Source organism: Streptomyces sp. NPDC000983 (genome assembly GCF_040299205.1).
In the GTDB taxonomy this organism is placed as follows: Bacteria; Actinomycetota; Actinomycetes; order Streptomycetales; family Streptomycetaceae; genus Streptomyces.
Window position 1 is genome coordinate 39276 of record NZ_JBEPBM010000015.1, and the last position, 12534, is coordinate 51809.

The 12534-nt window shown below is 74.5% G+C and carries 9 protein-coding genes; all 9 read left to right on the forward strand.

Features of this window, described 5'->3' with window-relative positions; translation table 11 throughout:
* Positions 1 to 158 precede the first annotated feature (158 nt).
* The 9 genes from ABT296_RS18905 to ABT296_RS18945 all read left to right on the forward strand — a co-directional run bounded on the left by ABT296_RS18905 (position 159) and on the right by ABT296_RS18945 (position 12409).
* Entirely contained in the window at positions 159 to 1835 is a 1677-nt protein-coding gene (locus tag ABT296_RS18905) for an NAD(P)/FAD-dependent oxidoreductase (protein WP_351928652.1), read from the forward strand.
* Entirely contained in the window at positions 1832 to 3289 is a 1458-nt protein-coding gene (locus ABT296_RS18910) for an ATP-binding protein (protein ID WP_351928654.1), read from the forward strand. The genes ABT296_RS18905 and ABT296_RS18910 overlap by 4 nt, the downstream gene beginning before the upstream one ends.
* Entirely contained in the window at positions 3286 to 3642 is a 357-nt protein-coding gene (locus tag ABT296_RS18915) for a UBP-type zinc finger domain-containing protein (protein WP_351928656.1), read from the forward strand. The genes ABT296_RS18910 and ABT296_RS18915 overlap by 4 nt, the downstream gene beginning before the upstream one ends.
* A gap of 78 nt (positions 3643 to 3720) precedes the next feature.
* Positions 3721 to 6648 (forward strand): helix-turn-helix transcriptional regulator, encoded by a 2928-nt coding sequence (locus ABT296_RS18920; RefSeq protein ID WP_351928658.1) that lies wholly within the window; start codon positions 3721 to 3723, stop codon positions 6646 to 6648.
* A 136-nt stretch (positions 6649 to 6784) separates the two neighbouring features.
* Positions 6785 to 7975: a serine hydrolase domain-containing protein gene (locus ABT296_RS18925; RefSeq protein WP_351928660.1), complete on the forward strand. Its 1191-nt coding sequence runs from the start codon at positions 6785 to 6787 to the stop codon at positions 7973 to 7975.
* 157 nt (positions 7976 to 8132) lie between these two features.
* Entirely contained in the window at positions 8133 to 9425 is a 1293-nt protein-coding gene (locus tag ABT296_RS18930; protein ID WP_351928662.1) for a CAP domain-containing protein, read from the forward strand.
* Between the two features lie 66 nt (positions 9426 to 9491).
* A complete protein-coding gene (locus tag ABT296_RS18935) occupies positions 9492 to 10169 on the forward strand; it encodes an AIM24 family protein (RefSeq protein ID WP_351928664.1) in 678 nt (225 codons plus the stop codon).
* Between the two features lie 183 nt (positions 10170 to 10352).
* Positions 10353 to 11387 (forward strand): tetratricopeptide repeat protein, encoded by a 1035-nt coding sequence (locus ABT296_RS18940; protein ID WP_351928666.1) that lies wholly within the window; start codon positions 10353 to 10355, stop codon positions 11385 to 11387.
* Positions 11384 to 12409 carry a polyprenyl synthetase family protein gene (locus tag ABT296_RS18945; protein WP_351928668.1) on the forward strand — a complete coding sequence of 342 codons (1026 nt, stop codon included), beginning with the start codon at positions 11384 to 11386 and terminating at the stop codon, positions 12407 to 12409. Before ABT296_RS18940 ends, ABT296_RS18945 begins: the two co-directional genes overlap by 4 nt.
* Positions 12410 to 12534 lie beyond the last annotated feature (125 nt).

Below are 12534 nucleotides of genomic sequence, written 5' to 3' on the forward strand. Positions count from 1 at the left end.
ACGGGACGGAGTCCGGCTACCGGGCGAGCAACGGCCGGACCGGGCGGGCGGCGGCCGAACCCGGGCGAGGCGGAACGATCGAACATACGATGGCCACAGTCGGCGCGGCGGCAGTCGTCCCGTGCCGGAACACCGGAACCTCTCGGGGTGGGAGACGTATGGCACAGGCCGCCGAATCCGCGCGGACCGTCATCCTGACCGTGGACGACGACCCGGGGGTCTCCCGGGCCGTGGCCCGGGACCTGCGGCGGCGCTACGGCGAGTCGTACCGCGTCGTGCGCGCCGAGTCCGGCGAGTCCGCCCTGGAGGCGCTGCGCGAGCTGAAGCTGCGCGGCGACCTGGTGGCCGTGATCCTCGCCGACTACCGGATGCCGCAGATGAACGGCATCGAGTTCCTCGAACGCGCGATGGACATCCATCCCGGCGCCCGCCGCATCCTGCTCACCGCGTACGCCGACACCAGCGCGGCCATCGACGCCATCAACGTCGTCGACCTCGACCACTACCTGCTCAAGCCGTGGGACCCGCCGGAGGAGAAGCTCTACCCGGTCCTGGACGACCTGCTGGAGGCGTGGCGGTGCAGTGACTACCGGCCGGTGCCCGCCACCAAGGTGGTCGGCCACCGCTGGTCGGCGCGGTCTTCGGACGTACGGGAGTTCCTCGCCCGCAACCAGGTGCCCTACCGCTGGTACTCCGCCGACGAACCCGAGGGGCAGCGGCTGCTCGCCGCGGCCGGGCAGGACGGGCGGCGGCTGCCGCTGGTCGTCACCTCCGAGGGCACGCCCCTGGTCGAGCCGGACGTGCCCGAACTCGCCTCGCACGTCGGCCTCGCCACCACCCCGACCGCCGACTTCTACGACCTGGTCGTCATCGGCGGCGGCCCGGCCGGGCTCGGGGCGGCGGTGTACGGGGCCTCCGAGGGGCTGCGGACGGTGCTGGTCGAACGGTCGGCGACCGGCGGCCAGGCCGGGCAGAGCTCACGCATCGAGAACTACCTCGGCTTCCCCGACGGCGTCTCCGGCGCCCAACTCACCGACCGGGCCCGCCGCCAGGCCGCCAAGTTCGGCGCCGAGGTCCTCACCGCCCGCGAGGTCACCGGCCTGGAGGTCGGCGGCGCCGCGCGCGTCGTCCGGTTCTCCGACGGCTCGGCCATCGCCGCGCACAGCGTCATCCTGGCGACCGGGGTGTCCTACCGCCAGCTCCAGGCACCCGGCTGCGCCGAACTGACCAGCTGCGGGGTCTTCTACGGCTCCGCACTGACCGAGGCACCCTCCTGCCAGGGCCAGGACGTCTACATCGTGGGCGGCGCCAACTCCGCGGGGCAGGCGGCGATGTACCTGTCCAAGGGCGCCAAGTCGGTGACCCTGCTGGTGCGCGGCCCGGATCTGTCGGCGTCGATGTCGCACTACCTCATCCAGCAGATCAACGAGGCGCCCAACATCTCCGTCCGCCCCCGCACGGTCGTGGAGTCGGCGCACGGCGACGGCCATCTGGAACAGCTCACCCTGCGCGACACCGAGACCGGCGAGAGCGAACTCGTCGACGCCCAGTGGCTGTTCGTGTTCATCGGCGCGGCCCCGCTGACCGACTGGCTGTCCGACACGGTGCTGCGCGACGAGAACGGCTTCATTCTCGCCGGGCCCGACCTCACCCCCGACGGACGGCCGCCCGCGGACTGGGAGCTGGACCGGCCGCCGTACCACCTGGAGACCAACGTGCCCGGCGTGTTCGTGGCCGGCGACGCGCGCTCGGAGTCCGCCAAGCGCGTCGCGTCCGCCGTCGGAGAGGGAGCCATGGCCGTGATGCTCGTCCACCGCTATCTGGAGCAGTCGTGAGCGGCCGCCCCGTACCGTGCAGCCCCGCCGAGATCGGTTCGCTGTTCCTGTTCGAGAAGCTCTCCCCCGAGCAGCTCGGCAGGCTGTGCGCCGAGGGGCGGGTGGAGCGCTACGAGCCGGGACCGGTGTACGTCGAGGGCGACCCGGCCACCTGCTTCTACGTCATGGTCGAGGGCACGGTGGTGCTGTCCCGCCGGGTCGGCGGCGACGACGTGGAGGTGACCCGGACCTCGCAGCGCGGGGTCTACTCGGGGTCCATGCAGGCCTACCTCGGCGACCGGGCGCGGCAGGTCTACAACAACTCCATGCGCGTGACGGAACCGACGCGCTTCTTCGTGCTGCCCGCCGACACCTTCGCGGCGATCATGCAGGAGTGGTTCCCGATGGCGGTGCATCTGCTGGAGGGGCTGTTCTTCGGGTCCAAGAACACCCAGCGGGTCATCGGCCAGCGTGAACGGCTGCTGGCGCTGGGCTCGTTGTCCGCCGGACTGACCCACGAGCTGAACAACCCCGCGGCGGCGGCCGTACGGGCCACCGCCACGCTGCGCGAACGGGTGGCGAAGATGCGGCACAAGCTGGCCGTGATCGCCGCCGGTCCGTATCCGCGCGAGAGCCTCGCCGGGCTCATCGAGATCCAGGAGCGGACCGCCGAACGCGTCGGCAAGGCACCCTCGCTCAGCCCGCTGGAGGCCGCCGACCGGGAGGACGCGCTCACCGACTGGTTCGACGACCACGACATCCCGGACGGCTGGCGGCTCGCGCCGACCTTCGTGCAGGCCGGGCTGGACGTGGACTGGCTGGACCAGGTCGCGGCGGCCGTGGAGCCGGACGTCCTGCCCGGTGCGATCGGCTGGCTCAACTACACGGTCGAGACCGAGCTGTTGATGGACGAGATCGCGGACTCCACCACCCGGATCTCGCACCTGGTCGACGCGGCCAAGCAGTACTCCCAGCTCGACCGCGCGCCCTTCCGCGACGCCGATGTGCACGAACTCCTCGACAGCACCCTGCTGATGCTGGCCGGGAAGATCGGCCCGCGGATCAAGGTGGTCAAGGACTACGACCGCACCCTCCCGCAGATCCCCGCCTACCCGGCGGAGCTCAACCAGGTGTGGACGAACCTCATCGACAACGCGGTCGCCGCGGTCGACGCGGCCGGCGGCGAAGGCACGCTGACCGTGCGGACGGCACGCGATCACGACCGGCTGCTGGTGGAGTTCCGCGACACCGGCGTGGGCGTCCCGCCGGACATCCGGGAGCGGATCTTCGACCCCTTCTTCACCACCAAGCCGGTGGGCGAGGGCACCGGGCTCGGTCTGGACATCTCCTGGCGGATCGTGGTCAACAAGCACCACGGCACGCTCCAGGTCGAGTCCGAACCGGGCGACACGCGGTTCCAGGTGCTGCTCCCGCTCACCGCCGCCGAGGACGACACCACCGAGGAGAGCGCATGACCGGCAACGACGGAATCGACCCCCGCGTCGCACCGAGCGGCGCGGGATGCGTCGAGTGCGACACGGCCGGCGGCTGGTGGTTCCACCTGCGCCGGTGCGCGCGGTGCGGGCACATCGGGTGCTGCGACTCCTCGCCCGCCAAGCACGCCACCGCCCACTTCAAGGAGACCGGACACCCCCTGGTCCAGAGCTACGAGCCCGGCGAGCAGTGGTTCTGGGACTACGAGACCTCCGAACTGTACGAGTCGGGGCCCGAGTTGGCGCCCCCGGCCAGTCATCCGGCGGACCAGCCGTCGCCGGGGCCGGCGGGCCGGGTGCCGGACGACTGGGCCCAGGTGCTGCGGGGCGCCTGACCCCGGCCGCCCGGTCCCGGACACAGCCGCCCCCTGGCTGTCGGTGCCGCGTGCCAGGATGGGGAGGTGCCGGAGATCATGACGCCCCCTCCCCTTGTCGGCCGAGACCAGGAGCTCGCCCGGCTCCTCGGTGTGCTGGAGCGGGCCCGCGCCGGTGAAGCCCGGGCCGTGCTCCTCGCCGGGGACGCCGGAGTCGGCAAGACCCGGGTGCTGGACGAGGTGACGGCGCGCGCCGCGCGGGAGGGCATGACCGTCCTGACGGGGCACTGCGTCGACCTCGGCGACGTCGGACTGCCGTACCTGCCGTTCACCGAGGTGCTCGGGGGGCTCGCGGGCGATCCGCGGTTCGCCCCGGTGCTGGAGCGGCATCCGGTGGTCGACCGGATGCTGGGCGGCGGCGCGGAGGCCGCCCGCGACTCCCGGCTCCAGCTCTTCGAGGGGGTGGCCGGGCTCCTCGCCGAGCTGGCCGCCACGGCGCCGCTGCTGCTGGTCCTGGAGGACCTGCACTGGGCCGACCAGTCCTCCCGCGACCTGCTGCGGTTCCTGCTCAGCCGGGGCGTGCTGCACCGCCAGGCGGGCGGGCCGGCGGTGCTGGCCTCCTACCGCGCGGACGATCTGCACCGGCGCCATCCGCTGCGCCCCCTGCTCGCGGAGCTGGTGCGGCTGCCCGCGGTGGAGCGCCTGGAACTGCGGCCGCTGGCCGACGCCGAGGTGACCCGGCTGGTGCGGTCCCTGGAGGAGCGCCCGCTGCCGGAGGCGACGGTCCGCCGGATCGTGGAGCGGGCCGAGGGCAACGCCTTCTACGCCGAGGAACTCCTCGCGGCGACGGACACCGAGGCCGGCGGCGTGCCGAGCGGGCTCGCGGACGTCCTGCTGATCCGCGTCGAGCAGCTCTCCGACACCGCCCAGCAGGTGCTGCGCACGGCGGCGGTGGCCGGCCGGCGCGTCGAGCACGAGCTGCTGCGCGAGGCCGTCGGTCTGCCCGAGGTGTCACTGGAGTCGGCGCTGCGCGAGGCCCTGGGCCGCCAACTGCTGGTCCCCGGGCGGGACGACACGTACTCCTTCCGGCACGCCCTCGCGCGCGAGGCGGTCTACGCCGATCTGCTGCCCGGCGAACGGGCCCGGCTGCACGGCGCGTTCGCCCGGCTGCTCGCCGAGGGGCACCGGCGCGACGGGACGGCCGCCGAGCGCGCCCACCACTACCGCGAGAGCCATGACCCGGCCCGGGCGCTCACCGCGTCCCTGGAGGCCGCCGACCATGCCCGCCGGGTGGGCGCCCCCGCGGAGGAGCTGCGGCACCTGGAGGCCGTCCTGGACCTGTGGCCGACGGTCGATCCGTCCGCGCGGCCCACCGGCGAGGGCGGCGACCGGGTGTCGCTCACCCTGCGCGCCTCCTCGGCCGCGGCGCACGCCGGCGCCGCGCACCGCGCGGTCGCGCTGACCAGAGCCGCGCTGGCCGGGGTCGACCAGGAGGCCGACTCCGAGCTCGCCGCCCGGGTCCGCTACACCCTCGCGGGCAATCTGATCACCGTCGACAACCTCACCGCGGCCTACGCCCACAGCAGCGAGGCGCTCGCCCTGATCCCCGCCGAGCCCGCGACGACCACCTGGGTGTGGGCGGCGGCGACCCACGTCCTGGCGGCACGTCAGGTCGGTGAGCGGGACACTGCGTTGCGGGTGGCCCGGGAGGCGCTGGCCGTGGCCGAGCGTCTCGGGGTCACCGACGCCCGGGCCGACCTGCTGATCTCCCTGTCGATCCTGGAGGGCGGCGGCCGCAGCAGCCCCGAGGGCCGGGCGCGGCTGCGGCAGGCCCGGGACCTGGCCCGCAGTTCGGGCAACGCGCCGGTGGAACTGCGCGCCCTGTACAGCCTGGCGGTCGGCGTCTACGAGGCGGGCGGACTGGAGGAGTGCCTGCCGCTGCTCACCGAGGGCCTGGACCGGGCCTGCCGCGCCGGGCTGCTGTCCTCGGTGTATCCGCTGGAGATGCGCTACCTGCGGCTGCTGGTGCTGTACACCCTGGGCCGCTGGGACGAGTGCCTGCGGGTCTCGACGGCGGACGCCGACGTCCTTCCCGCGGCGGGCCTCTACACGTCGGCGCCCGCCTGGTACGTGTCGCTGGCCCGCGGCGAACTCGCCGACGACCAGGGCCCGGGCGCGCTGCCGGAGGGGCCCTTCGACTGGATGCGCACGCTGGTGGCGGGCATCGTCCGGACCGACGCGGCCGCACTGGCCGGCGATCCCGAGACGGCGGTCGAACGGATGCGGGCCACGGTGGAGGCGCTCACCGACGACACGGGTGAGCGTCCGGACGTGACGGTGCGGCTGGCCGCGCTCGCCCTGTCCGCCGTCGCGGACCGGGCCGCAGCGCTGAGAGTGGGCGGCGACGAGGACGGCGCGCGCGCCTGGGCCGAGGTGGCGGCGGAACTGGTCGGCGCGGCACGGGACTCGGCGGCGCGCGGCACGGACCGTACGCCGCAGGGGCCGGAGGGCAGGGCGTGGCTGGCGCGGGCCGAGGCGGAGTGGCTGCGGGCCACGACGGGGCCCGACCCGGAGGCCTGGCGCAGGGCGGTGGCCGCGTTCGACTACGGCGACCGCTACGAGCTGGCGCGCTGCCGGTTCCGGCTCGCGGAGGCCCTGCTGACGGCCGAGCGGCGCGCGGAGGCCGCGGTCGAGGCGGCGGCGGTCCGGGAGACGGCCGTCCTGCTCGGCACATCGCCCCTGCTGGAGCGGGTGGACGCGCTGATCCGGCGGGGTCGGCTCGCCGACCGGTCGCCGGGCGCGGAGCGCACCTCGCCGCTCACCGCCCGGGAGCAGGACGTGCTGGGGCTGCTGGCCCGGGGCCGCAGCAACCGGCAGATCGGTGAGGAGCTGTTCATCAGCGGCAAGACGGCGAGCGTCCATGTCTCCAACATCCTCGCCAAGCTGGGTGCCGCGAGCCGCGGCGAGGCGGTCGCCATCGCCTACCGCGAAGGGCTGATCACCGCGGAGCCGACCGCGTCCGGCTGATCGTTTCCGCGCCCCGGCCGGGTCCCCCGTGCGGGCGACCCGGCGCCGGCCGTGCCCCGAATGACCCGCTTTCCCTCTCTCCCTGGCACTACTGTGCGTCGCCGTGACGGTGTGTCAGCAAGGCGAGAGGGCTCCCATGGACTCGGCAACGGTGGGCAGGGCTACGGCGTTGGGGACGGCGGTCCTCCTCGCCCTTCTGGCGGTCCCGGCGCACGCGGCGCCCCAGGACCCCGCGCCCGATCTGGCGGGCCTGCGCGGGGTGCTGCGCACGGCGGTCCAGCAGGGCGCCCCGGGCGCGGCGGCCCGTATCGACGACCACGGCACCGTCTCCAAGGCGGTCACCGGCATCGCCGACCGGTCGACCCGGCGGACCCTGGCGACCACGGACCGGTTCCGCATCGGCAGTGTCACCAAGACCTTCTCCGCGGTGGTGCTGCTGCAACTGGCCGACGAGAAGAAGCTGAAGCTCGACACCCCGGTCAACCGCTATCTGCCCGGGCTGCTCCCCGACGACCGGATCACCGTGCGCCATGTGCTGAGCCACCGCAGTGGGCTGTACGACTACACCAACGACATGTTCGCCCGGACGGTTCCCGGCTTCGAGGCGGTGCGCACCAAGGTGTTCACCTACCGCCAGCTGGTGGACCGCTCCCTGCGCAAGCCGCGCACGACCGCGCCGGGCGGCCCGTACGCGTACTCCAACACCAACTTCGTGATCGCGGGCCTGCTCATCGAGAAGCTGACCGGGAACCCGGTGGGCACCGAGTACCAGAACCGGATCATCGCGCCGCTGGAGCTGGGCGACACCTTCTACGTCCACCCCGGCACGAAGATCCCGGGCCGGCACGCGCGCGGCTATCTCACCCCGGACACCGCGGGGGCGGCGCTGGTCGACGCCACCGAGCAGACGGCGTCCTGGGCGCAGAGCGCGGGCGCGGTGATCTCCACCGCGCGGGATCTGAACACCTTCCTGTCGGCGCTGCTGCGCGGTGAGCTGACCTCGGCCGCGCAGCTGACGCAGATGCGGCGGTGGGTGGCCGCGGGCTCCGGTCAGGCGTACGGGCTCGGGCTGCGGCGCCGGGACCTGTCGTGCGGAGCGTCGGTGTTCGGGCACACGGGGGCCGTGCAGGGCTTCTACACCTACGCGTTCACCTCCGAGGACGGCGGACGGAGCCTGGCGGCGTTCGTGAACACCTCCAACAACGGCAAGGTGCACGGCACGATGCTGGGGGCGCTGGAGTCGGCGTTCTGCGGCAAGTCCGCGAAGGTGCGGCGCGGGTTCACGGCGGGCGAGCGGCCGGAGACGGAAGCCCTGACCGGGCGCTGAGCCGGGGACCGATCCCGGCACCGGTGTCCGCACACCGGACCGGGGCCGACGCCGTAGGCGCGCCGGGGCCCGGGAACCGTCGTGGTGCGCCGCCCGTTGACCTGACACCGCGCGGCGCACCGCGGCACTCCGTGTACGACGACATCTGGACGGCCTCATGAGCGAGTTGGTCCCCGGGGGCAACGTGCCCCTGCCGGACGGCGCCGTGACCGTCCGGGTGCCCGGCCCCTTCGACGTGTCCGCGCTGATCACGGACGACGGCGGCAGGGTCCGCGGCGACGCGGACTTCGTCTTCTACAACCAGCCGTCCGTCCCCGGCGCGCGGCTGAGCGGGGACTCCCTCACCGTCGATCCGGCGCGGCTGCGCGCGGGGGCGACCCGGGTGACGGTCGTCGTCAGTCCCGCCGATCCCGGGGGCGCCCTGGGCGGCCTGCCCTCACCGGCGCTCCAGGTCACCGGGCCGGGCGGCCGCACCCTGGCCCGCTTCACCCCGCCGCGCCCCCGGCAGGAGACCGTGCTGCTCCTCGCCGAGCTGTACCGGCGCGGCGGCGGCTGGAAGCTGCGCGCCCTGGGCCAGGGGTACGCCGACGGGCTGGCGGGCCTCGCCCGGGACTTCGGGGTGGAGGTCACCGAGGAGCCGGCCGGCTCCCGGGCGGCGGTCCCCCTTCCCGCCGACCCCGACGGGTTCGCGGGGCTGGTCAACGCGGCGCGGGCGGCGGCCGGTTCACCGCCGGTCACGCTGGACGCCCGGCTGTGCGCGGCCGCCCGCGAGCACGCCGGCGCGATGGCGGCGGCGGGCCGGCTGGACACGACGGGCGGGGACGGCCTCTCGGTCCACCAGCGCGTCACGGCCACCGGGTACGCCTATGTGACCATCGGCGAGCACCTGGTGTCCGGCCCGCGCTCCACCGCCGAGTTCGTCGCGTACTGCCTGCGCACCGACCGGGCGGGGCGCACCCTGCGCGACCCGGCGTTCACCCAGGCCGGAGTGGCGCACGTCCCGTCCGCCCGGACCGGCGACGTCTACTGGACGGCACTGTGGGCGCGCCCGTTCGCCCCGGCGGAGCTGGCCCGGTTCACGGCCGAGGTGGTGGACCTGACCAACCGTGAGCGCGCCGGCGCCCGTCTGCGCCCGCTCTCGGTCGACCCGGCGCTGACCGCGGCCGCGCAGGCGCACAGCGCCGACATGGTCGCCCGGGCGTTCTACTCCCACACCTCTCCCGAGGGCGGACAGCCCTGGGACCGGGCGGCCGCGGCGGGCGCCCGGCGCCGCTCGATCGGCGAGAACATCGCCTGCGGCCAGCGCTCCCCCGCCGAGGTGGTGCGGGGGTGGATGGACAGCCCGGGCCATCGCGCCAACATCCTCAAGGGCGACTTCACGCACATCGGCGTCGGCTTCGCGGGCGGCGGCGAGGCGGGCACCTACTGGACCCAACTCTTCGGCGCCTGAAGCCACTTGCGCGGTGGTTCGGCGCGCGGTCTGGGCGGCGGGAGCGGTCCGCGACACCATGCCCCCATGAAGGGTGACCTGTTTTCCAGCGAGCACATGGTCCGCCCGGCCGCGGTGCCGGGCATGACGGTAGAGAACGCCAAGTGCATCAGATACGCGGTGAACGGCGAGATGCTGGCCCGGCAGGGCGCGATGATCGCCTACCGGGGCAGTCTGCAGTTCGAGCGCAAGGGCCAGGGTGTGGGCGGCATGCTCAAGCGCGCGGTCACCGGGGAGGGGCTGCCGCTGATGGCGGTGCGCGGGCAGGGCGAGGCGTGGTTCGCGCACGAGGCGCAGAACTGCTTCGTCGTCGACCTCGACCCCGGGGACGAGTTCACCGTCAACGGCCGCAACGTGCTGTGCTTCGACGCCTCGCTGTCGTACCGGATCGCGACCGTGAAGGGCGCGGGGATGTCCGGCGGCGGCCTGTTCAACAGCGTGTTCACCGGGCAGGGCCGGCTGGGGCTGGTCTGCGAGGGCAGTCCGCTGGTGATCCCGGTCTCGGCCCAGTACCCGGTGTACGTCGACACCGACGCGGTCGTCGGGTGGAGCGCGGGACTCGCCACCTCGCTGCACCGCTCGCAGTCCATAGGCTCGATGCTGCGCGGCGGTTCCGGCGAGGCCGTGCAGCTGATGCTCAGCGGGGAGGGCCAGGTCGTGGTCCGCCCGAGCGAGGCGACCCCGCAGAAGGCCCAGCAGCACTGACCGCCGGTTCCGCGAGGGTGATCTGCGCCTCACGGGCAACCCGGCCGGCTCCGGGCACGTCTTGATCGGCAACAGCTGACACCGCCTCGGCCCCTCGGGGGCCGGGGCCGGTTTCCGAGGCTCTATACACGCCATGTATACGCTCAATGTATAGATGGCGTGTATACCGATCGAGAGGTATCCATGTACGGCAAGGCATTCGCCCCGGAGTACCAGGGCGCACTGACCACCCTCTCCGTGAACTCGTCCCTGACGGACGTACTGGCCGCCGGTACCGAGGAGTTGCGGGCCGCCGAACGGACCGGACGGCACGGCGAGGCGGCCCGCTCCGGGCTCGCGGTCGCCGAGGCGCACCGCAGGCTCGGGCAGATCGGCGAGGCGGACCGGGCCTGGAAGGCCAGCTACCGCGCGGCCCGGGCCGCCGGGGACCTCGGGGCGATGGCCTGGGCGCTGTGGAGCGGCGGCACCCTGGCCCGCCAGCGCGGCGAGTTCCCGCTGGCCAGGCGGCTGCTCCAGCTCGCCGCCGACCTCGGCGAGCAGGGCGGGGACGTCGTCGTGCGCGGCTACTCGCTCGCCGGGCTCGCCGAGACCGGGCGGATCCAGGGCGACTACGCGGCCGTCACCCGGCTGCACGAGCAGCTGCTGGCCGAGGCCCGGCGGCGCGGCGAGGCCCGGCACACGGTGTGGGCGCTGGAGGGCATCGCGCAGATCCACCGCAACACCGGCTCCTACGACACCGCGTTCGCCCTGTTCGAGGAGGCGGCCGAGATCGCCGCGGGCGCCGAGGACCGGCGCGGGCACGCCTGGGCGCTGCGCGGGCTGGCCGACATCGTCTCGGTGCGCGACGGCGACACCGAGCGGGCCCTCGCCCTGCTCGTCGAGGCGGAGTCGTCCTGCCGTGCGATGAAGCTGTCCAGCGCGCTCGCCTACAACCACAAGATGCGCGGCAACGTCCTGTACCGCGCGGGGCGTTACACCGAGGCGGAGGAGCTGTACCGGGAGGCCCTCGCCGAGTTCCGCGCCATGCGCGAGCCCCGCGGGGAGGCGCTGTCCCGCCTCGGCCTGGCCAAGGCGAGGGCCCGGCTCGGCCGGGACCGCACCGAGACCGCCGCCGAACTAGCCGATCTCGCACGGACGTTGGAGCGGATCGGCCTGCGGCACGCCCGGGAGATGGTGGCCCGGGCCGAGGAAGAGCTCGGCCTGGCGGTGGCCCGGTGACGGCCCTGCACTCGACGGCGCCGCGGACCGGCGTCGACGTACTGGACCGCTGCCGTGCGCTGGTGCGGCCCGCCCTCGCCGAGGCGGTGGGGCGGCTGCACCCGCGGCTGGGCGAGATGGCCGGGTACGCCTTCGGCTGGTGCGAGGTGGGCGGCGGCCCGGCCGCCGGGTCCGGAGGCAAGGGGGTGCGGCAGGCGCTGGCCGTGCTCGGCGCCGAGGCGGTGGGCGGCCACGCCCGCGCGGGGAGCACGGCGGCGGTCGCGGTGGAACTGGTGCACGTCTTCTCCCTGTTGCACGACGACATCATGGACGGCGACGCGTCCCGGCGCGGCCGCCCCACGGTGTGGGCCGCGTACGGCACCGGCCCGGCGGTCCTCGCGGGCGACGCCCTGTTCGCCCTGGCCGTCGAGACCCTCGCCGCCGTCCCGGACGGCGGCGGCGCCGTACGGCTGCTGTCCGCGGCGCTCGGGGACCTGGTGCGCGGCCAGGCGGACGACCTGCTGTTCGCCGGGCGGCCCTGGACGGGGCCGGAGCGGGTGCGGCCCGCCGAGTACCGGGCGATGGCCGAGCGCAAGACGGGGGCGCTGCTCGGCTGCGCGGCCGCGCTCGGCGCCCGGCTCGGCGGGGCGCCGCCCGCGACGGTCGCCGCCCTCGACCGGGCCGGACGGGACCTGGGCATCGCCTTCCAGATCGTCGACGACGTGCTCGGCGTCTGGGGCGACCCGGCGGTCACCGGCAAGCCCGTCCACGGGGACCTGCGCGAGCGCAAGAAGACCCTCCCCGTGCTGGTCGCCCTCGAAGCACCCGGCGCCCACCACCTCGCCGCGCTGCTGGAATCGGGGCGGCGGCCCGACGCGGCGGCCGCCTGGATCGAGGCCGCGGGCGGCCGCTCGGGCGCGCTCGACGAGGCCCGGCGCCGGATCGCCCGCGCCGAGGCCGCCCTGGGCGCCCTGCCCCTGCGGGCGGGCCCGGCCGGGGAGTTGAAGGCCCTGCTGGACTTCCTGGTCGGGCGGGATCTGTGAACGGTGTTCGACGTGCCGGATGAACAATCGAAGATCCGCGCATCTCTGCGGGCTGTTGCTTGAACACACCCCGTCACACCCGCCGTACCTCTGGGAAAGGTGAGAGCCAGCGGTTCAGCGAGGGA